The sequence below is a fragment of the Halocalculus aciditolerans genome, from assembly GCF_014647475.1.
GTDB classification, from domain to species: Archaea; Halobacteriota; Halobacteria; order Halobacteriales; family Halobacteriaceae; genus Halocalculus; species Halocalculus aciditolerans.
In genome coordinates this window covers 21,549-41,686 of record NZ_BMPG01000002.1, presented here as the reverse complement: position 1 = coordinate 41,686, position 20,138 = coordinate 21,549, and the positions used below count along the sequence as shown (strand labels likewise).

General features: G+C 69.5%; 22 protein-coding genes. 8 read left to right on the top strand and 14 right to left on the bottom strand.

Going from position 1 to position 20,138, the window contains the following annotated elements:
- Positions 1–185: 185 nt before the first annotated feature.
- Both IEY26_RS06745 and mbhE read right to left on the bottom strand, forming a co-directional pair.
- The gene (locus IEY26_RS06745; protein ID WP_188977226.1) at positions 186–668 is read right to left on the bottom strand and encodes an MnhB domain-containing protein; all 483 of its coding nucleotides are present in this window, start codon (positions 666–668) and stop codon (positions 186–188) included.
- A complete protein-coding gene (mbhE, locus tag IEY26_RS06740) occupies positions 665–3,040 on the bottom strand; it encodes a hydrogen gas-evolving membrane-bound hydrogenase subunit E (RefSeq protein ID WP_188977224.1) in 2,376 nt (791 codons plus the stop codon). Before mbhE ends, IEY26_RS06745 begins: the two co-directional genes overlap by 4 nt.
- Before the next feature lie 215 nt (positions 3,041–3,255).
- Between mbhE and IEY26_RS06735 the strand changes: the two genes are divergently transcribed.
- Positions 3,256–3,627: a hypothetical protein gene (locus IEY26_RS06735; RefSeq protein WP_188977222.1), complete on the top strand. Its 372-nt coding sequence runs from the start codon at positions 3,256–3,258 to the stop codon at positions 3,625–3,627.
- A gap of 195 nt (positions 3,628–3,822) precedes the next feature.
- Here the strand turns inward: IEY26_RS06735 and IEY26_RS06730 are convergent, their stop codons facing one another.
- Genes IEY26_RS06730 through IEY26_RS06715 form a run of 4 tightly spaced genes read right to left on the bottom strand, consistent with a single transcriptional unit; the run spans position 3,823 to position 7,483 of the window.
- A complete protein-coding gene (locus IEY26_RS06730) occupies positions 3,823–4,017 on the bottom strand; it encodes a cold-shock protein (RefSeq protein ID WP_188977220.1) in 195 nt (64 codons plus the stop codon).
- A 49-nt stretch (positions 4,018–4,066) separates the two neighbouring features.
- The gene (locus IEY26_RS06725; protein WP_188977218.1) at positions 4,067–4,441 is read right to left on the bottom strand and encodes an FxLYD domain-containing protein; all 375 of its coding nucleotides are present in this window, start codon (positions 4,439–4,441) and stop codon (positions 4,067–4,069) included.
- A 46-nt stretch (positions 4,442–4,487) separates the two neighbouring features.
- Positions 4,488–5,501 carry a lamin tail domain-containing protein gene (locus IEY26_RS06720; protein WP_188977216.1) on the bottom strand — a complete coding sequence of 338 codons (1,014 nt, stop codon included), beginning with the start codon at positions 5,499–5,501 and terminating at the stop codon, positions 4,488–4,490.
- A 50-nt stretch (positions 5,502–5,551) separates the two neighbouring features.
- A complete protein-coding gene (locus IEY26_RS06715) occupies positions 5,552–7,483 on the bottom strand; it encodes a CARDB domain-containing protein (RefSeq protein ID WP_188977215.1) in 1,932 nt (643 codons plus the stop codon).
- A gap of 135 nt (positions 7,484–7,618) precedes the next feature.
- Between IEY26_RS06715 and srp19 the strand changes: the two genes are divergently transcribed.
- Genes srp19 through IEY26_RS06700 form a run of 3 tightly spaced genes read left to right on the top strand, consistent with a single transcriptional unit; the run spans position 7,619 to position 9,219 of the window.
- Complete coding sequence (gene srp19, locus IEY26_RS06710; RefSeq protein ID WP_188977214.1) at positions 7,619–7,900, top strand: signal recognition particle subunit SRP19; 282 nt, start codon at positions 7,619–7,621, stop codon at positions 7,898–7,900.
- Entirely contained in the window at positions 7,900–8,127 is a 228-nt protein-coding gene (locus IEY26_RS06705; RefSeq protein ID WP_188977212.1) for an H/ACA ribonucleoprotein complex subunit GAR1, read from the top strand. The genes srp19 and IEY26_RS06705 overlap by 1 nt, the downstream gene beginning before the upstream one ends.
- A gap of 54 nt (positions 8,128–8,181) precedes the next feature.
- Positions 8,182–9,219, top strand: a complete 1,038-nt coding sequence (locus tag IEY26_RS06700) for a presenilin family intramembrane aspartyl protease PSH (protein WP_188977210.1) — start codon at positions 8,182–8,184, stop codon at positions 9,217–9,219.
- Between the two features lie 135 nt (positions 9,220–9,354).
- Here IEY26_RS06700 and IEY26_RS06695 read toward each other — a convergent pair whose 3' ends face one another.
- The 4 genes from IEY26_RS06695 to IEY26_RS06680 all read right to left on the bottom strand — a co-directional run bounded on the left by IEY26_RS06695 (position 9,355) and on the right by IEY26_RS06680 (position 12,122).
- Positions 9,355–10,353, bottom strand: coding sequence for an ornithine cyclodeaminase family protein (locus IEY26_RS06695; RefSeq protein WP_188977208.1), 999 nt, complete (start codon positions 10,351–10,353; stop codon positions 9,355–9,357).
- Positions 10,354–10,605: 252 nt separating this feature from the next.
- Positions 10,606–10,842, bottom strand: coding sequence for a hypothetical protein (locus tag IEY26_RS06690; protein WP_188977206.1), 237 nt, complete (start codon positions 10,840–10,842; stop codon positions 10,606–10,608).
- A 273-nt stretch (positions 10,843–11,115) separates the two neighbouring features.
- A complete protein-coding gene (locus IEY26_RS06685; protein WP_188977204.1) occupies positions 11,116–11,517 on the bottom strand; it encodes a DUF3054 domain-containing protein in 402 nt (133 codons plus the stop codon).
- Between the two features lie 32 nt (positions 11,518–11,549).
- Positions 11,550–12,122 carry a class I SAM-dependent methyltransferase gene (locus IEY26_RS06680; RefSeq protein ID WP_229773961.1) on the bottom strand — a complete coding sequence of 191 codons (573 nt, stop codon included), beginning with the start codon at positions 12,120–12,122 and terminating at the stop codon, positions 11,550–11,552.
- Positions 12,123–12,184: 62 nt separating this feature from the next.
- Between IEY26_RS06680 and IEY26_RS06675 the strand changes: the two genes are divergently transcribed.
- From IEY26_RS06675 to IEY26_RS06665, 3 genes are all read left to right on the top strand, one after another.
- On the top strand, positions 12,185–12,721 hold the full coding sequence (locus tag IEY26_RS06675) for a GNAT family N-acetyltransferase (protein WP_188977202.1): 537 nt from the start codon (positions 12,185–12,187) through the stop codon (positions 12,719–12,721).
- 100 nt (positions 12,722–12,821) lie between these two features.
- On the top strand, positions 12,822–13,805 hold the full coding sequence (gene fen / locus IEY26_RS06670) for a flap endonuclease-1 (protein ID WP_188977200.1): 984 nt from the start codon (positions 12,822–12,824) through the stop codon (positions 13,803–13,805).
- Positions 13,806–13,851: 46 nt separating this feature from the next.
- Positions 13,852–14,112 carry a BolA family protein gene (locus tag IEY26_RS06665; RefSeq protein WP_188977198.1) on the top strand — a complete coding sequence of 87 codons (261 nt, stop codon included), beginning with the start codon at positions 13,852–13,854 and terminating at the stop codon, positions 14,110–14,112.
- Positions 14,113–14,124: 12 nt separating this feature from the next.
- Here the strand turns inward: IEY26_RS06665 and IEY26_RS06660 are convergent, their stop codons facing one another.
- Positions 14,125–15,333, bottom strand: a complete 1,209-nt coding sequence (locus IEY26_RS06660; protein ID WP_188977196.1) for an MFS transporter — start codon at positions 15,331–15,333, stop codon at positions 14,125–14,127.
- Positions 15,334–15,487: 154 nt separating this feature from the next.
- Between IEY26_RS06660 and IEY26_RS06655 the strand changes: the two genes are divergently transcribed.
- On the top strand, positions 15,488–16,753 hold the full coding sequence (locus tag IEY26_RS06655) for an AGE family epimerase/isomerase (RefSeq protein WP_188977194.1): 1,266 nt from the start codon (positions 15,488–15,490) through the stop codon (positions 16,751–16,753).
- 251 nt (positions 16,754–17,004) lie between these two features.
- On the opposite strand, the gene IEY26_RS06650 is transcribed toward IEY26_RS06655, so the two are convergent.
- The 3 genes from IEY26_RS06650 to IEY26_RS06640 are packed head-to-tail and all read right to left on the bottom strand — an operon-like array spanning position 17,005 to position 20,133.
- Positions 17,005–18,138, bottom strand: a complete 1,134-nt coding sequence (locus tag IEY26_RS06650; RefSeq protein WP_188977192.1) for an ABC transporter ATP-binding protein — start codon at positions 18,136–18,138, stop codon at positions 17,005–17,007.
- Between the two features lie 10 nt (positions 18,139–18,148).
- Positions 18,149–19,096, bottom strand: a complete 948-nt coding sequence (locus tag IEY26_RS06645; RefSeq protein WP_188977190.1) for a carbohydrate ABC transporter permease — start codon at positions 19,094–19,096, stop codon at positions 18,149–18,151.
- On the bottom strand, positions 19,093–20,133 hold the full coding sequence (locus IEY26_RS06640; RefSeq protein ID WP_188977188.1) for a carbohydrate ABC transporter permease: 1,041 nt from the start codon (positions 20,131–20,133) through the stop codon (positions 19,093–19,095). The genes IEY26_RS06645 and IEY26_RS06640 overlap by 4 nt, the downstream gene beginning before the upstream one ends.
- Positions 20,134–20,138: the final 5 nt, after the last annotated feature.

The window sequence follows — 20,138 nt, the reverse complement described above, 5'->3', positions numbered from 1 at the left end:
CAGCGTGGCCGTGACGCTGCCGCCCGCTGGTTCGGAGACGTCTCGTCGCGCTGGACACCGCAGGCTCGCGGGTCGCGTTCGCTCCCCGTCACCGGAACGCGGAGCGTTCCGGTTGCGAGCGAGAACTCCGTTCTCGCCACCGCTCGCTCGTTCGGAGACGTCTCGCTTCGCTCGACGTCTCCACCTCATTCGGCGCTCACCACCGAAACCACCGTGAGGAGTGCGCCGACGACGACGCCGTAGACGCCGGCGTCGAAGACGGCGGCGGAGGCGACTTCGAGTTCGCCGGCGAGCGGGACGTGGTGGAAGATGAGGAAGCTCTGCGCGAAGAACGCGGTTTCGATGCCGGTGAGCCACATGAAGACGACGCCGGCGCAGGCGGCGGCGACGGAGACGCCGAGGCCGGCGGCGACGAGGCCGGTGTACTCGTCGATGACGCCGTGTTCGATGTGCTCGAAGACGGTGCCGGGTTCGCGGTTCAGGATCTCTTCTTCGACGGCGTCCAGCCCGTACGTGATGTAGGTGAGGGCGACCGCGGTGGTGGTGAGGACGCCGGCGATGAAGCCGCCGCCGGGGAGGTTGTGGCCCTGTGCGAAGAGGGCGACGGCGACGACGACGGCGAGCGGGACGACCGTTCGGGTGACGGTGCGGAGGATGACGGTCGTCACTGTGCTTCACCCCGTTCGCGCATAGCGACGACGGTCAGTACGGCGAGACCCGCCATGGCGATGACGGAGATCTCCCCGAGCGTGTCGAGTCCACGGAAGTCGACGAGGATTACGTTCACGATGTTGTGGCCGCCCCCGTCGGGGACGGCGTGTTCAGCGAAGTAGCCCGCGATGGTGTCTGGCTGGCGGTACGTGGCGGCGAGCGCGCTCGTGGTGACGAGCGCGCCGACGAGAACGGCGAGCAGGCCGTCGCGCGTCGCTCGACTCGACGAGATCTCCCCGTAGTATTCGGGGAGTTCGGAGAGGACGAGGAGGAAGACGACGAAGACGAGCGTCTCGACGACGATCTGCGTGAGCGCGACGTCGGGGGCGTTCGCGACGACGAAGAAGATGGCGACCATGAAGCCGAGGACGGAGAGCGCGAGGACGCCCGCGAGGTGGCTGTCGGCCTGTATCGCGCCGGCGGTGGCGACGACGGCGACGAGGAAGACGATGGCGAGCTCGGGGTCGAGCGTGACCGTAAACGCGGAGAGCGCGCGCGGGAGGACACCGCCGGTGACGGTGTAGCCGAGCGCGGTGACGGCGATAGCGGTCGCGAGGAACGCCGTCGCGTAGGAGCGGATGCGGCGCGGGTCGACGAGTTCGTCCGCGCGGAAGGAGACGTTCGCCGCGCCGTCGAGGAGGAAGCGGTACCACCAGTTCGCGGCGAGTCCGGGCGTGCTCGTCACGGCGTCGACGGCCGCGCCGATGCGGTCGCGGTACGGGTAGAGGAGCGCGCCCGCGCCGATGGCGATGGCGCTCATCCCGACGGCGGGCGTGAGGTGCGTCGGGATGTAGTAGGAGAAGGCGTGGCCGTGGCCGCCCTCGCCGCCGCCGCCGACGGCGGTGGCGATGTCGCCGACGAAGTGGTTGAAGTGCGTCGGGGGCGCGCCGAGCGCGGCGGAGACGCCGCCGAGGCCGATGGCGAGCGCGATGCCGCCGAGGACGACGACGGGGACGAGCATCGACGCGCCGGGCGCGTGGACGTCGTCGAGCGCGGGCGTGGTGTCGCCGAAGAAGACGGCGACGAACCGGATGGCGTAGACGAAGGTGAAGATGCTGCCGACGACGGCGAGCACGGGGAAGAGCCAGTAGACGCCGCCGTCGTGGACGGCCGCCTCCCACGCGGCCTCGAAGAGGAACTCCTTGGCGTAGAAGCCGTTGAACGGCGGGATACCCCCCATTCCGAGGCCGGCGATGACGGCGACGAGGGCGGTGACGGGGAGGGCGTGGCGGACGCCGGAGAGCTCGTCGAGCTCCTGGGTGTGTGCGGCGTGCATGACGATGCCGGCGACGAGGAAGAGGGGGGCTTTGAACGTCGCGTGCGCGATGAACTGGAACGCGCCGGTCTCAGCGCCGAGGAGAGAAGTGAAACCGAAGCCGGCGGTGAGGAGGCCGAGGTGGCTCGCCGTCGAGTACGCGAGGAGTTCTTTGAGTTCGTCGGCGGCGACGGCGAGGAGCGCGGTGACGCACATCGTGGTGAGGCCGAGCGCGGCGATCCAGAAGCCCCACTCGCCGGTGTCGAGGACGGGGCGGAGGCGGCCGAAGAGGAAGACGCCGGCCTTGACCATGGTCGCGGAGTGGAGGAAGGCGGAGACGGGCGTCGGGGCGGCCATCGCGTCCGGGAGCCAGATGTGGAGCGGGACCTGTGCGGATTTCGCGCCCGCGCCGACGGCGACGAGGCCGGTGACGGGGAGGAGGAGGCCGGCGGATTCGAGCGCGGCGCGCGTCCCGGCGGGGTCGGCGAGGAGTTCGGCGACGCTCGTCGTGCCGACGCCGACGGAGACGAGGATGATGGCGAGGAGGAGGAAGAGTCCGCCGCCGACGGTGACGACGAAGGCTTTTCGCGCCGAGCGCCGCGCCTCCCGGTCGTCGGAGTCGTGGCCGACGAGGAGGAACGAGCAGAGGCTCGTCATCTCCCAGAAGAGGAAGAGGGCGACGAGGTCGCCGGCGAAGACGACGCCGAGCATGGAGCCCATGAAGGCGAGCATGGTGGCGTAGTATTTGCCCGCGCCGTGGTGGTCGGCCATGTAGCCGACGGAGTAGAGGAAGACGAGGACGCCGACGCCGCTCGCGAGATACCCCACGAGGACGGCGAGCGAGTCGACGTAGAAGGAGAGCGAGATACCGAGGGTGGGAACCCACGGCACGCTCGTCGCGCCCTGCGTGCCGGACAGGGCGACGACGAGAGCGAAACAGACGCCCGCGACACCGGCCGCGAAGTAGCCGGTGCGGTCACCGAACCGCCGGTAGACGGCGGGAGCGACCGCAGCGGCGACGAACGGCAGGGCGACGAGCGCCAAGACGACGGCGAATCGCGGTGTCGGATACACGCGCGGCAACTCGGACACGAACAGCAAAAGCGTTCTCACTCGTCGCGACCAGACGGCCGCCAGCGTCCGGTTTTCGACCGCCGCCACGCGATTCCCGACCGAGCGAAGCGCTGGTCAACCCGACCGTTAGCGGACGGGTTAAACCCGAGCGGGGGCGGACAGCCCGAGGGCTATCACACAACGCTATATACCGGGTGTGGCGTATCGACGCGGCGATGAGTATTCGAACGCGCATCGCCTCGGTTCACCGCTCGGGGAACCGGCGTGATGCGGTCACGCTCGCCCGGGAAGCGCTCTCACACGACGACGTCGACGAGGTCACCATCGGCGCGGAAGTCGTCACCGTCGAGACGACACACTTCACCGGCACGCACGCCATCGACGGCTTCAGGGGCGGCGAAGTCGTCGTCGCCCAGAACGGCGAGTACACCCTCCGCGGCGACTCCCCCGTCACGTTCGAGACGCGAACGATGTACGACAACGCCTTCGAGAAACTCGTCGAAGCTGAAGCCGACCTCGACCCGGACGCGCTCGTCGAGGCCGACGCGGACGCCGACGCCACCGGGGCGCGCACGCCCCGCGCCTGAACGGGCGAAACCGCACCGCCACCGACCGTACTGGACGAGCGGCCGGGCGACGACGCCGTCGCCGGTCGCGAATCGAACAGGGAGACGTCGCGTCCGTCGAGTCGCTGCTCGGAGCGTAGCTTCGGTGAGAGAACGGCGTTCGTGGAAGCCGCGGCGCTCGAACGGCGAGCGCCGCGTCAGCGAGTCGACGTCGCGCTACAGGCGCGTGACGTTCTTCGCTCGCGGTCCCTTGTCCGCTTCTTCGATGTCGAACTCGACTTCCTGCCCTTCTTCGAGGTCGGGGCCGCCGACGTCCTCCATGTGGAAGAACACGTCCTCGTCCGCCTCGTCCGTCTCGATGAATCCGTAGCCTTTCTCGTCATTGAAAAAGGCGACCGTACCGGTTGCCATCACCGGTAATGACGCGGTCATCGTATAAATAACCGGCGGGGAATCCGGGTCAGAGGGACTTCTGCGGCTTGACTTCGACGACTGCCCCGTCGACCGCGTCGATGCGGTCGCCGACGAACGGGAACTCGAACTCGAAGGACGCCGACTCCCCGCTCGCGAGTCGGGAGAGCGTCTTCGTCTGCTGCGCGAGCGGCGCGTTGTCGGCGCGAACGACCGTGCTGACGACGTCGAGGGAGGTGAGCGTCGTCGCGGCGGTGTTCCGCACGTCGCCCGTGACGGTGACGACGAGTTTCTCCCCGCGGCGCTCCGTGTCGTAGTCGTAGTGCCAGTCGATTGCGCTCGGGTCGAAGCCGCCGAGACAGCCGGCCGTGGTCGCCGTCGCTGTCGCGGCGACCGCGGCGCTGAGAAATCGACGGCGCTCCATTCGAATCGTCGCCGGCTACGCCGCGCGAACGCATAAACACCGCGGCCTACCCGGGGTAGGTGTGCTCCGCGACGCGCCTTCCGTTCGCCGCGCGGACCGTGACGGTGTCGCCGTCGTTGTTCCAGAGCGGGCTGCCGGCGGCCCAGTACAGGTCGTTCGCGGTGTCCGTTCCGCGCCCCGTGTGGACGGTGACGGCGTCCCCGGCGGGGAGCGTGAACTCGTCCGGGAGCGTGTAGGTGTGGTCGGCCGCGTCGGTGACCGTCCACCCGCCCATCGCCAGCGCGCTGTCGCCGGTGTTCGTGAGGACGACGTACTCGTCGTTCAGGTTCTCGCCGTCCGGGCCGTCGGCGTCGGCGTGCACGCGCACGGCGAGCGCGGCGCTCGCACTGCCGCCGTCCGCCGCGGTCGTCGTGGTGGCGTCACTTGTCGTCGTTCCCCCAGTGTCGGTTCTGCCGGTGTCGGTTCCGCCGTCGGTGGCGGGCGTGCGGCACGTCCAGAGCCCGCGGTTCGCGGCGCGGGCGTCGTCGGCGGCGCGCACGTACGCGTCCTCGCGGGAGAACTCGCTGTCCGTGTAGACGCGAGCGTACCCCTCGGCGACGGCGGCGTAGTTATAGGTCGTGTTCCCGACGGAGACGTACGCGAGGAGGCGGCCGTAGTAGCCGCGGCGGTCGGTGTTCGGGTCGAAGGTGAGCGTGACGTTCCGGTCGGCGAGGCGCGCTGTGGCGAACGCGCTCGCCTCCTCGCCCCAGCGGCCGAGGCAGGCGCGGCCGGCGTCGGTCTCCGGAACGCCGGTGAACTCGCTCGGCGTGTTCTCGGCGTGCGTCTCCGGGGTGTCGATGCCGACGAGCCGGACGGTGTCGCTCGTCCCGTTCGCGTACGTGACGTCGATGGTGTCGCCGTCGACGACGCGCGTGACGTGCACGGTCACGGCGTCGCCGCCGGCGCTCGGCCCCGAAGCGGTCGGAGCCCCGGCGTTCGAGGCGTCCGGGAGCGGGCCAACGCCGGCGCAGCCGGCGAGCACGAGGAGGACGGCGAGGGCGGCGGTGGCGTGTGCGCGCATCAGCTACCGCGGTGGACGGCCGGCACGCGAAAGAACGCTTCGGCCCGCCCCTACCGTCGGCGGCCCGCCGCGGCGAGGGAGAGCGCGAGCGCGAGGAGCGCGCTGAGCGCCGTCGCGACGCCGAACCCGGGCGTACCGATGGCGGTCCGCCGCGGCTCCATCGCCTCGACCGTGACGGACTGACCCCCGGCGCTGACGGTGTGGCGGCCGGCGGTCGGGACGGTCACCTCCACGGACTCTGTAGTCGACGCGCCGGGCGGGAGAGCGACGGTGACGGCACCGACTTCCGTCCCGTCGAGCGTGACCGGAATGGAGCCGTTCGCCGGGCGGTTCGCCGGGTTCGACACGGTCACGGCGACAGTGACGTTGTCGCCGGCGGTGACGTTCGTCGCGGCGGCGGAGACGTTCGAGACGACGGGGTCGGCGGGCGGGAGGACGGTGACGTCGACGGTGCGGTAGCCCGCCGTGAGCGTGAACGTCCCCGTTTCCGTGAACGTGTGCGTGAGCGTCACCGTCGCGTTCTCGCCAGCGCCGAGCGTCCCGGTGGCGCGCTCGACCGTCTCGTTCGGGCCGTCGAGCAGGACGGAGTAGTTCCCGGGTTCGCCGCCGGTGTTCGCTACGTCCACGGTCGCGGTGAACGTCTCCCCGGCGACCATCGTCGGCGGCGTCGCGGTCGAAACGTTCCGGGTCGGCCCCGTCACGCGGAACGCCGTCGCCGGGAAGGACATCGCGATTCGCGCGGGGAGCGTCTCGAACGCGCGGTCGTGCTCGGCGAGCGACCACATCTCCGGCGTCGCCGTCGTCTCCGTCCAGCGTTCCGCCGCGACGCGGTCCGACCGGTCGCCCGCCGCCGCCACCGCGTCGAGGAACACCGACTGCGTGACGTTCCCGTCGTACGCGTTCAGGTAGCCGAGGACGTCCGCGTACGACCCGCGGTCCCCCACGCGGAGGCCGTAGTCGATGTTCGCGGCGGTGAGCGCGCCCGTTCGGTACGGGACGAGGGCGCTGTCCCACGTCGACGGCTCGGAGAGAACCGCGCCCGCGTAGCGCTCGTTCGTCCCCTCCGCGAGCGTGTCGTGGAACGCGGGGAAGCCGATACGGCCCGCTTCCAGGTCGACGAGGAGCGACGCGTAGACCGCGGTCGCCTCAATCGTCCACTGCGTCGCCGCCGTCGGCTCGTACGCCTGCCGCGTGTGGACGTACTCGTGCACCCACGTGTCGCCGGGCGTGTCGAGGCGCTGGTCGGCCTCTACCCAGACGTCGCTCCCGCCGTACTCCAGACCCGCCGGCCCCCAGCCGACGCCCGTCGGCGCGGCGACGAAGAACACCGACGGGTCGCGCGCGCCTACCTGGAGGCGCATCGAGGCGTCGGCGAGCGCCGCGAGCACGGCCTCCGGGCGTTCAGCCGGCGTCGCCGCTTCGGGCACGACCAGCGTGAGATCCTGGTTCGCGGCGGACGCCGTGTAGGTCTCGTGCGGGCCGAGGTAGGCGATTTCACCGCCCGTCGCTCCCTCACCGTCGATTTCGGCGACGCGGTCGAGCGTTACCTGCCCCGAGCCGACCCACGTCCACGACGTCCGCATCGTCGGCACGGGCGCGATGGCCCAGTCGGGCGTCGCGACGAACGAGTAGCCCTGCCGGGTGTCGGTCGCGTGCCGGCCGTCGTACGTCCGGTTCACCTGCACGCGGACGGAGAGCGACGGCGACTCCGTCCGGCCGTCCCAGACGTAGCTGTTTCCGTCCTTCCGGAAGCCCTCGGCGTCGACGACGGTGAGCGTCGAGTCGGGCGTGACGGAGAGCGACCGCAGGCCGTCCGGGAGGTCGTAGGAGACCTCCGCGTGCACGCTCCCCGGCTGGTCGGGCGTGAGCGAGAGCGTGGCGGTTCTGACGATTTCGTTCCCGCTCCCGTTCGCCGCCGTCGCGCCGAGCGGCGCGCCAGCGAGCGTCGCGGTGACGAGGAGCGCGGCGAGGAGGACGCGCATACGGGCTACGACGAACGGCCGCGTAAAGAGTTGAAAGGTCTCCGAGCGCGGCGCGTCAGCTACTGTCGACGTCCCGTCCGCGGCCGCCTCCGGGCCTCCGACACGTTTTACCGGCCCACCCCACTACCTCCCGGTATGGTCGAGAACGTTATCTGGCCCGCGTACCTCGACGCGGAGCGAACGCGCAGCGAGGGGCGGCGGGTGTCGCTCGGACTCGCCGTCGGCGAACCGACCGTGGACGAGATCGCCGAAGCCGTCCGGCAGGTCGGCTACGACGCCGTCATCGAACGCGAGAAGACGTACTCGCGCGCGCCGTGGCGCGCCGACGGCCGCGTGCTCGTGAAGGACGCCGACGACGCCGGGAAGTCCGACCTCCTCCAGGCCGTCGCCGCGTACGTCGGCGCGCTCCGCAGCTGATGAAGAAGGCAGGCGAGGGCGTTCGCACCGCCCAAGGCCTCCTCGTCGTCCGCGCCCCTGGCGAGGACCACGCGGACATCGGCGACTTCCTCCTCGACGACCAGCTCGACGAGATCGGGCGCGTCGTCGACGTCTTCGGCCCCGTCGACCGGCCGTACGTCGCCGTCACGCCGAACGCCGGCGAGCGTCCCGCGAGCTACCTCGGGAAGTCCCTCTACCGACGCTAGCGGGGATTCGTCGAAGCCGGAACGGCCAAACGGCAGGCGGGTGAACGCGGGAGTATGAATCAGCGTCAGCGAGTCTCCGTCGCCGTCGTCGGCACCGCCGCGCTCTTTCTCGCGGTGCAGCTCGGCGCGCTCGCGCTCGTCGGCCCGTTCGAGGCCGCGGGCTACCAGACCGTGCCGAACCCGCAGGACCCGACGAACAGCCTCCTCTACGTCGGCGTGCTTCTCGTCGCGACCGCCGGCATTCTCGCCGCGATCAAGCTCGGCGGCGAGTCCATCCTCCGCTACTTCATCGTCGCGACGAGCGGGCTCGTGACGGCGTACGTCTTCTCGGTCGTCCTCCCGCCGCTCGCGGTCGCGGGCGCGAACGTCACGCCGTGGGTCGGCGCGGCCGTCGTGATGGGCGCGCTCCTCTTCCACCCGGAGTGGTACGTCCTCGACGCCGCCGGCGTCCTGATGGGGATGGGCGCGGCCGGTCTCTTCGGCATCAGCTTCGGTATCCTCCCGGCCATCATCCTGCTGTCGCTCCTCGCGATATACGACGCCATCAGCGTCTATCGGACGAAGCACATGCTCACGCTCGCGTCGGGCGTGATGCGGCTCAGAGTCCCCGTCCTCCTCGTCATCCCCGTGACGCTCGGCTACTCCTACCTCGAAGAGGCCGAAGAGATGGCGGAACGCACGGACGACCAGGCCGCCGCCGACGACGGCGAACCCGAAGCCGACGCTGACGGTGACGGTGACGCTGGTGGCGACGCGACGGCTGCTGACGGCGAGGGCGAGGAGGCGGACGAGGGCTTCGAGCGGGACGCGCTCTTCATCGGGCTCGGCGACGCGGTGATGCCGACGATTCTGGTGGCGAGCGCGGCGTTCTTCCTCGACGCGCCGGCGGTGCTCGGCGTCGAGCTCCCGGCGCTCGGCGCGATCGTCGGGACGCTGGCGGGGCTCATGGTCCTCCTCCGGATGGTCCTGAAGGGCCGCGCGCACGCCGGTCTCCCGCTCCTCAACGGCGGCGCGATCTTCGGCTATCTCGTCGGCGCGCTCCTCTCCGGCTACGGCCTCGTCGGCGCGCTCGGACTCGGGCCGTACCTGTAGGGCGAACTGGCGACGGAAGCAAAGCGATTCTCGACGCGTGTCGTCGCACTATCGCGGACGCGTCGAGGCGAGTGTCAAGTCACGGCCCGGGATGGCCGCGTCTTCGGTGAAAAAGGCTCGGAGGGGGTCAGTCGGTTATTCGCCGGTGAGGGCGTCGCTCGCGGCGGCGAGTTCGAGGTCGGTGCCTCGTCCCTTCTCGACGGCGCGCTCGTAGAGCATGTGGGCGGCGGCGGCGGTCTCGATGCCGGTCCCGCCGGAGTCGAAGACGGTGACTTCGTCCTCGGTCTCGCGGCCGGGGATGTCGCCGGCGACGATGTCGCCGAGTTCGCCGTAGAGGTCGTCTTCCTCGACGACGCCTTCGTCGAGGGCGTTGAGCCAGGAGCCGGCGTCCTGTGTGGCGCGGGCTTCGAGGTCGACGACGTACTTCGCGCGTTCGACGGTGGTCGTGTCGAGCTCGTTCTTCCCGGGCGTGTACTGGCCCATCGCGGTGACGTGCGCGCCGGCTTCGAGCGCGTCGCCGTCGAAGACGGGGCTGGAGGCGTTGGTCGCGGTGATGACGATGTCGGCGTCCTCGACGGCGGCGTCGCTGGACGCGACGGCGGCGACGGCGGCGTCGAGTTCCGCGTTCGTGTCGCCCGCGAACGCCTCGCGGTGTTCTTTCGTCGGGGAGTAGACCCAGACGGTGTCGAGGTCGCGGACTGCCGCGGTGCAGCGGAGTTGGCCGCGGGCCTGCGCGCCGCTCCCGATGACGGCGACGGTGGACGCGTCCTCGCGGGCGAGCGCGTCGACGCCGACGGCACCGGTCGCACCAGTTTTGAAGGGGTTCATGCTCGCGCCGTCGAGAAGGGCGAGCGGTTCGCCGGAGTGGGCGTCGAAGAGCGGCGTCATGAAGAAGGCGTCCCGGGAGCTGAACCCGCCGCTGTACATGTAGCCGCCCATCGCGCCGGTGTCGGGGAGGCGCGCGGCGTAGCTCGTGAAGAACCCGGGCGGGTCCTCGCTCGGCAGGCGCGTTCGGGGTTCGGCGGGCGCGCCCTCGCCGCGCTGGCGGTAGGCGTCGCGGACGACGTCGACGTAGTCCGCGGGTTCCGCGAGGTCGTCGACGTCCGCACTGCTCAGATACCGGAACGTAGGCATAGTCGAGCGTTAGTGGGGGAGAGGAAAAAGCGTTGAGGAGGAACGCGGTTCGGAACAAGGCCGCGAAGCGGCCGAGTGAGAACCGCGGGAATGAGCGGGAGCGAACGCAGTGAACGACACGCGAGCCAGCGGTTCGGTATGGGGTCGAGAGGGCGCGAGCGAGAAGTCGGGGAGAGACGAAGGGGACGCGGTCGGTGGCGGGGACGCCGGGAGAGCGTGAAGAGAACGGGAGAAGTGTGAGAGGCGGTGGGGTTAGTCGGCGAATTCGACGGCGGGGGCGTCTGGGGCGCGGTCGGGGGTGACGTCGCCGGTGGGGACTGCGTCGGTGGGGCCGTTGACGAAGAGGGCGTGGCCGGTGAGGGCGACGGCGACGAGTGCGCCGGCGACGACGGCGGTGGTGGTGCCGAAGCCGCCGACGCTGAGAGTGCCCGAGATGCCGATGAGTGCGAGGGGAATGAGGCCGAGAACGTAGTCGTAATACTCAGTCATAATGTATCAGATAGTAGGCGACACGGAGGGATAAGTGTTTTCCATAATACTCGGAGAAGTCGTGAGAAATCAATACGTGGGATTTCTGGTGGCAACTAATAACTTATACAGTGGAAACGGATTGCTAATCCGGCGTGCGACTAGGAGCCACACCACCCCCTGAGAAGCACTGAGGGAACTCCGAGGGACAGATACGGTGTTTTACGGAGGTTCCGCTTCGCCGTTCGGCGTCGAGTCGGTTGTTTAGGATGCTGAGAAGTTCGGGGCCGTCGGTCAGTCGCGGTAGGCGGCGATGGCGAGCGCGGCGACGCGCCAGACACCGAGGAAGAGGACCCCGAAGAGGTAGGTGACGGCCGCGAAGAGGACGAGCGCGCCGCCGGGAGCGGCCTCGCCGACGGCGACGCGGATGACTTGGGCGAGGACGTCGGCGAGGGCCCACGCGGCGGCGACGCGGCCGAGGTTCGCGCGGAGTGACGTCTCGGTGTCGCTCGCGTACACGCCGAGGCCGTAGGCGGCGAGGGCCCACGCGGCGGCGAAGGGGAGGACGGCGACCGCGGCGCGCGCGACCGGGTTGCCGTGCTGGAGCTCTCCGACGATCACGAACAGGAGGATGGCGGCGGCGTCGCCGACGGCGTACCGGCGGAGCGCCGTTCGGGAGACGGAAGCGAACTGCATACCTCGGGGTTTTCCATCAGCGCCTTTCGCTTTCACGGTTCCGCGCCGGCGAGACGACCGGTGACGGTGTACGTGAAGCCGGGTTCGGGGACGGCGGCGTCGAAGCCGGCGCTATCGAGGCGGGCGGCGAGGTCGTCGGGCGCGTAGAACCGGGAGTCGAAGCCGAAGGCGCGTTCGGCGGCGACGAAGAGGCGGCCGCGGAGCGCCGTCGGGTCGACGTCGCGGACGACGAGCACGCCGCCGGGGCGGAGGACGCGGGCGCATTCGCGGAAGACGCGGTCGTGGTCGGGGAGGTGGTGGAGGGCTTCCGCGACGACGATGGCGTCGACCGCGCCGTCGCGGATCGGGAGGAAGCGAGCGTCCCCGAGGACGGCGGGGAGACCGCGGGCGTGCGCTCGCCGGAGCATCTCCCGGGAGGCGTCGAGGACGACCGCTTCCTCGTCGAGTTCGCGGGCGACGCGGCCGGTGCCGCCGGCGAGGTCGAGGACGCGCGCGACGTCGCGCGTGGCGTTCGCGAAGCCCGCGCGCACCGCGTCGACGTCGGCGGACGGCATCACGGGGTCGTAGAGCGGCGCGAGCCGGTCGAAGAGCGGAACGTCGTGCACGGTTCGAGTAGTCCGCCCGCGGAGTCGTATACCTAAGGGACCCGGCGGGCGTACGTCGGCGCATGGAGTACGAGGTCGTCGGCGACCCCGACGAGGGGCCGACGCTCGAACTGGACTGGCGGGAGTTCGCGTACGCGGGGAAGTTCGTGATGTCGAACACGGGGAAGGCGGTCGCGCGGGAGGACGGCGAGGTCGTCGCCGCCGTCGCGTTCAACGCCGACCGCACGGACGGCGACGTCTGGTGGCTCCGGTACGTCACCGTCCGCGAAGGCCGGAAGGGCGAGGGCGTCGGCCCGCGGCTCTGCGCGTTCACGGCCGCCGCCTTGCTCGACGGACGGGCAGAGCGCGTTCGCATCGCCGTGAACAACCCGTTCGCCTATCACGCGCTCCACAAGGCCGGGTTCGGGTGGACGGGGCGAGAGACCGGCATCGCCGAACTCGTCCTCGAACGCCCCGCGCCGGCGGACGCCGCGGCGTCGTACGGCGAAGGGCTCGTCCGCTACCTCGACCGCGACCTCAGCGACGCGGAAGAAGCCTTCGTGGAAGAACGCCGAGACCGCGGGCCGCCCGCGCGCGTTGACGTCGACGAGGCCGCGTGAGGCGTAGGTCGGACGGCGCGAGGCGTGTACCGGGCGGCGTGAACTGCGGGCGGAGCGGAGTGAGCGTGAGTTAAGGCGGTGGAACGCCGAAGCGGGAGTGATGGGAAACGCGGATCTCCGGCAGCTCGCCGCCATCGAAGACGTCCCCTTCGAGGACCTGGAGGGGCGCGTCGTCGCGGTGGACGCGCACAACTGGCTGTACAAGTACCTCACGACGACGGTGAAGTGGACGCGCGACGGTGTCTACACGACGAGCGAGGGCGAGGAAGTCGCGAACCTCGTTGGAATCGTGCAGGGCCTCCCGAAGTTCTTCGAGCACGACCTCGTTCCGATATTCGTCTGGGACGGCGCGGTCACGGAGCTGAAAGCGGACGAGATCGAAGAGCGGCGCGCGGCGCGCGAGAAGCGCGAGGAGCAACTCGAAGCCGCGAAGGAGGCGGGTGACCGCGTCGAGGTCGCGCGCCTCGACTCGCAGACGCAGCGGCTCACGGAGACGATTCACGAGACGAGCCGCGAGCTCCTCGACGCTCTGGACGTGCCGCAGGTCGAGGCCGCCGCGGAGGGCGAGGCGCAGTGTGCGTGGATGGCGGCCGAGGACGACGACGTGGATTACGCGGGGAGCGACGACTACGACTGCTTGCTCTTCGGCGCGCCGCGCACGCTCCGCCAGCTCACGAGCAAGGGCGACCCCGAGCTGATGGACCTCGCCGCGACCCTCGACGAGCACGGCCTGACGCGCGAGCAGCTCGTCGACGTCGCCATCCTCTGCGGCACGGACTTCAACGAGGGAGTCAGCGGCTTCGGGCCGAAGACGGCGCTGAAGGCGGTGCGAGAGCACGGCGACCTCCACGCCGTCCTCGACGCGGAGGGCCGCGAGATGGCGAACGCGGACCGCATCCGCGACCTCTTCCTCGACCCACCAGTCACGGAGGAGTACGACGTGGACCTCGACCTCGACCCGGACCTCGACGCGGCCCGCGAGTACGTCCTCGACGAGTGGGAGGTCGACGCGGGCGAAGTCGAACGCGGGTTCGCCCGCATCGAGGAGTCGCTCGTGCAGACCGGGCTCGACCGCTGGACCTGAGTCGGCTGTCGCCGTGTTTTTCTCCCCATAGCCCCGACCGAGAGGTATGGAACTCTCACTCGAAGATATCGAGGCGCTCATCGAGGACGGCATCGAGGACGCGGAGGCGGACGTCTTCCGGACGCGCGGCCCGCACGACGACGACCACCTCGGCGCGACCGTCGTGTCGCCGGCGTTCGACGGGCTGTCGCTCGTCCAGCAACACCAGCTGGTGTACGACGCGCTCGGCGAGCACATGACGACGGACATCCACGCGCTCGAACTCTCGACGTACACGCCCGAGGAGTACGAAGAGCACGCGGGGTAGGCGGGTTCGGAGCTACGCGGATTCGTTCTGCGGACGGGTCCCGGTCGAAGCGTCGCTGACAGCGAAGAGTCCCGCGGCGAAGAGGAGGCACGCGCCGACTGCGGCGACGGCGCAGAGGGGTGTCGTGGCGTCGGCGAGCGCGCCGGCCGCGGGTTTCGCGGGGACGCGGACGAGCGCGTAGAGGAGGGACGCGGCGCTCAGGAGCGTCGCGCGACCGACGGCGCTCGCGTGGTCGTTGAGGTGGCCGCCGAGGATCGGGTCGACGGCCGCACGGCCGGCCTTCGCGGCGACGAACGCCGGGAGCGCGGCGAGCGGCGCGACGACGGGAAGCGCGAGGGCGGCGGCGACGAACGCCGGAAGGACGGCGAGCGCGCGGCGGGGAGAGAGCGCGCGTTCGATCCGCGGAGCGGCGTACCCCGCGACCGCAGAGGCGACGCTGAACGCGGCGTAGAGCGGACCGAGGGCGGCCTCGGGGAAGCCGAGCGTCGTCGTCGTGACCGGCTGGATGAAGGTGTCGACCGCGCCGACGGCGGCGAAGACGACCGCGGCGTAGAGCACCACGCGGCGGAGGGCGGGAGCGGTGAGTGTGGCGCGGACGACGCGCAGTGTCTCGGCGAAGCCGGCCGCACTCTCGGCGTCGGCAGCGCGGGTTTCGGGCGTGGGGAACGTCCAGACGACGGGAATCGCGGCGGCGGCGACGACGGCTCCGAGGACGAGCGGGAGGCGGTCGTCGACGGCGTAGAGAGCGCCGGCCGTCAGCATCGACACGGCGCTGACGGTCTGGTTGACGCTGCTGCCGCGGCCGCGGATTCGCGTGAACGCGTCGGCGGCGTCGAGTCGGTCCTCGAGCGCGTCGTAGAGCCACGCGTCGGCGCTCCCGGAGCGGAACGCCCGTCCGGCACCCCAGAGGACCCAGAGCGCGGCGAACGCGGGGAAGCCGCGTGCGACGACGTGTCCGACGAGCGAGACGGAGAGGAGCGCGGAGCCGAGCGCGAGCGCGACCCGTCGGCCGAGGCGGTCGGCGACGTAGCCGGTCGGAATCTCTCCGAGCACGCTCGCGGCGGCGGAGAGACTGCCGAGCAGCCCGATTTGCGCGAACGTGAGGTCGCGGGAGAGCAAGAACAGCGTGAACACCGGCCAGAAGAACCCGTAGGTCGCCGTCGCCTCGTAGAGGTAGTACTTCACGACGAGGGCGGGCGGGGTGGAGTCGCGACGAATCACGGGCACTCGGGCGGGGCCGCCACACCGGCAGTGTTCGGTCGAACGCCGAAAAACGTTCGCTGATACGCGTTTCAGTAGTCTCGGAGGGACGTTCGCGGGCGGGGTGCGAACGGTACCCGATAGGGATTAGTGGCGGGCTGGTAATGACTCGGACATGAGTAAGAGCGATGGGCTCGCGGCCCACGTGCCCGAACTCCGGCAGGTCTTAGAGGAGAACGTTCTCGACTTCTGGCTGCCGCGGTGTCTCGACGAGGAGCACGGCGGCTACCGCCTGAGCTTCGACCGGGAGGGCGCGTTCGCGGGGAACGACGACAAGATGATCGTCACGCAGTCGCGGATGCTGTGGTTCTTCGCGCGCCTCACGAGCTCCGACGCCGTCGACGGCGACTACCTCGAGGAGGCGGAGCTCGGCTACGACTTCCTCACGACGCAGATGTGGGACGACGAGCACGGCGGCTTCTACTGGGAGGTCGGCCGCGACGGGACGGTCCAGAAGGAGAACAAACACCTCTACGGCCAGTCGTTCGCGCTCTACGGGCTCTCCGAGTACTACCGCGCGACCGGCGACGAGGACGCCCGCGCGCTCGCCGTCGACCTCTTCGAGACGGTGGACGACGCCGCGAAAGACCACGCCCACGGCGGCTACGACGAGTACTTCACGCCCGACTGGACGCAGATTACGGAGGGGCAGACCTACCTCGAGAACATCGAGCCCGACTGGTCGCCGAAGGAGTCCGGGGAGAGCGTGCTCGACCCGAGCCTGAAGCTCATGAACACCCACCTCCACCTCATGGAGGCCTTCACGACCTTCTACGAGGTCACCGGGCACGAGACGGCGCGCGAGCGCCTGCACGAGCTCCTCGACCTCCTCACGAACACCGTCGTTCGCAAACGGCTCACCGCCTGTACGGACAAGTACGAGCCGGACTGGACGCCGAAGCTCGACGACGAGGACTTCCGGGTCGTCTCCTACGGCCACGACCTCGAGAACGTCTGGCTGACGATGGAGGCCGCCGACGCCCTCGGCGTCTCGAAACACGTCTTCGCCGACCTCTACGAGCGCCTCTTCGACTTCTCTCTCGAGAACGGCTACGACGACGAACACGGCGGCTTCTACTTCTTCGGCCCGCTCGACGGACCCGCCTCCTTCCGCGTGAAGGCCTGGTGGGTCCAAGCGGAGTGCATGACGAGCGCGCTCCGCATGCACGAGTTCACCGGCGACGACCGCTACCGCGACGCCTTCGAGGAGACGTGGGGCTTCATCCGAGAGTACCACGTCGACGAGGAGTACGGCGAGTGGCACTCCGGCGTCACCGAGGCCCTCGAACCGGTCGGCCGGAAGGGCGCGATGTACAAGGGCGCGTACCACAACGGCCGCGCGCTCCTCGAATGCATCGAACACCTCGAAAACGACGACTGACCCGACCACGACACCGACGGCTAACTGGAGGGCTGATCGACGGCTGACTGACGACTGATCGACGACAGGGCGACTGAGCGCTGACCGACTCCGCGAGCGCGAATTCTCTTCTCGGATACGCAGATACGCACCCGCCGGTCGTCGAGCGCGCCGCGCGTGGGTCCTGAGAGCAGCGAGAAGGCGAGAGCAACGAGAGCGGGTGAGAGCAACGAGAGCGGGTGAGAGCGAATCGGCCGGCGGCGGCGGTCTCGTCAGTAGCGGGCGAGGCCGTCGGCGGTCTCGTCGTCGAGCACGCGGTTGTGGAGGGCTTCGCCGGTCTTCCGGTCGAAGAGGTGGATGGCGTCTTCGGGGATGCGGGCGGCGGCGTCGCTGCCCTGGTGGACGATGCGCTGGCCGGAGACGACCCCGACGAAGGACGTGTCGGCCAGGTCGAGGTAGACGTTGTTCTCGTTCCCCATCGGCTCGACGACGTCGACGGTGACGGGGAAGTCGTGGTGGCCGTCGGCGGCGTCGACGAGTTCGATGTCCTCCGGGCGGACGCCCATCGTGATGTCCGTCGCGCCGCCGAGGTCCGCGAGCGTGTCCTCGGAGAGCGTGTATTCGAAGTCGCCGGCGTCGAGGGTGTCGCCGTCGAGCGTCGCGTCGAAGAAGTTCATCGACGGGTCGCCGATGAACCCGGCGACGAACCGGTTCGCCGGCCGGTGGTAGGCTTCGAGGGGCGTGGCGACCTGCTGGAGTTCGCCGTCGTTAAGAATGGCGATGCGGTCGCCCATCGTCATCGCTTCCGTCTGGTCGTGCGTGACGTAGACCGTCGTCGTGTCGAGGTCTTCCTGGAGGCGCTGGAGCTCCGTCCGCATCGACGACCGGAGCTTCGCGTCGAGATTGCTCAGCGGCTCGTCCATCAGGAAGACCGCGGGTTCGCGGACGATAGCGCGGCCGAGGGCGACGCGCTGCTGTTGGCCGCCGGAGAGCTCGCCGGGCTTCCGGTCGATGAGGTTGCCGATACCGAGGAGCTCGCAGGTGTCCTCGACGACCTCGTTGCGCTCTTCCTTCGACATCTCCGTCGACTGCTCTAAGCCGAACGCCATGTTCTCCCGCACCGACATGTGGGGGTAGAGGGCGTACGACTGGAACACCATCGCGATGTCGCGGTCGCGGGGCTTCACGTCGTTCACGACGCGGTCGCCGAGCGAGACGGAACCGTCCGTGACGGTTTCGAGGCCGGCGATCATGCGGAGCGTCGTCGACTTCCCGCAGCCGGACGGGCCGACGAGGACGAGGAACTCGCCGTCGTCGATGTCGATATCGATACCGTCGACGGCGACGATGTCGTCGCCGCCGTCGTCGAACACCTTCGTGACCGAATCGAGTGTGAGTTCTGCCATAGTGAGTGAGTTACTGTCCGGCGACACCTCTCGCGAACTTGTCCCCGAAGAGGACGTAGACGATGAGCGTCGGGATGGCGGCGACGAACGCGCCGGCCATCTGCGTGTTGAACGTCTGGACGATACCGCCGGTGAGTTCGTTCAGTTTGAGCGTGACGACCGCGGCCTGCCCGCTCCCCGAGGGGATGATGATGAGCGCGAACAGGAGGTCGTTCCAGATCTGCGTGAACTGGTAGATGAGCGTCACGGCGAACATCGGGACGGAGAGCGGGAGGATGATGCGGCGGTAGATGGTGTACGCCGTCGCGCCGTCGAGGCGCGCGGCTTCCAGCATCTCCGTGGAGAAGTTCTTGTAGTAGCTCCGGAAGAGCAGCATCGTGAGCGGGATGCCGTACGCGGTGTGCGTGATGATGAGGTTCACGAGGCTCGCGTAGTACGGCTCCATGAGCGGCAGCCCCCAGAGGGGTTCGAGGAGCTGTTGGGTGTTGACGATGGCGAAGAACCGGGAGAGCGGGACGAGGACGGCCTGATAGGGGATGAAGATGCCCGCGACGAACAGGAGGACGATGGGGACCTGGCCGCGCCACTTCAGGTTCGTCAGGCCGTAGGCCGCGAGGCTCCCGAAGAGCGCGGAGAGGGCGGCGGCGGGGACGGCGAGGATGACGGAGTTGATGAGGCCGCTCTTCAGCGTCGCGAACGCCGTCTTCCACGGCTCCGTCGTGAACCCGCCGGGGCCCGGCGGGGCGATGGGGGCCGTGTGCGTGAACGCGTCCGTCGTCTTGAACGCGGTCATCAACCCGGCTTCGAGCGGGGAGAGGTAGAAGACGACGAGGCCGGCGAGGAGCGCGTAGAGCGCGGCGCGCCCCGCGGTCAGCCCGCTCGTGAGCGCGGCGAGTCGGCCGCGCTCGGAGTCGTCGGTCGGTTCGCCGTCGGCGTCTGCTGGTGGAGTCTCCGTCATAGTTCACCTCGCCGGTATTCGCTGTAGAGGTAGGGGGCGATGACGGCGAGCGCCATCACGAACAGGATGATGGCGATGGCCGAGCCGTACGCCCACTGGTTCGACCCGAACGCCTCGCGGTACATCATCGTCGCGAGGATGTCGGCCGCGGGCCCGGGGTTGCTCCCGAAGAGGACGTAGAGGAAGTCGAACGCCTTCAGCGCGAAGACCATCAGGACGACCGCGGCGCTGATGGTGGACGCGCGGAGCTGCGGGATGATGACGCGGCGGTACATCGTGAGCGTGCTCGCGCCGTCGATGCGCGCCGCCTCGTAGTGGTCGTCAGGGATGGCGCGCAGGCCGGCGAGGTAGACGACCATCGCGTAGCCGGAGTACTGCCAGAGGAGCGCGAAGATGACGGCGAACAGCCGTATCTTGACCGCGGACGGGAAGTACGGTATCGTCGCGAGCACGCCCGTGTCGATGTAGCCGCCGAGCCAGTTCATCGCGAGGAAGTCGAGCCCCACGGACCGCAACACGACGTTGATGACGCCGGTCGTGTTGTTGTACATCCAGCTCCAGAAGACGGCGGTCACGACGAACGAGAGCGCCATCGGGAGCAAGTAGACCGTGCGGAACGTGTTCTCGAAGCGGATGCCCTGGTCGACGAGGATGGCGAGCAGGAGGCCGCCGACGAGACAGAGGCTCGTGAAGACGACGAGGAGGATGACCGTGTTCTGCACGGCCGTCCAGAACGTCGGGTCGCTGAACGCCTGCCGGTACATCTCGAAGTCGAACGCCGAGAGCTCGTACGTCGGGAGGCTGAACCCGCTGAAGTCGGTGAGGCTGATGACGAAGTTCCAGCCGATCGCGCCGTAGACGAAAAAGCCCATCAGGAGGAACGGGGGCAGCCAGAACGGGAGAGAGCGCACGAACTCGCTGTCGAAGTCCGGAAGGAATCCGCTCTCGCCGGTGTGCTCGACGGTTCCGCCGTCGGTGCGGACGTCGTCGCCCCGAACCGACCGGAGGCGTTCGCGTAGTTGGTTAAGGCGTGACATCAAAC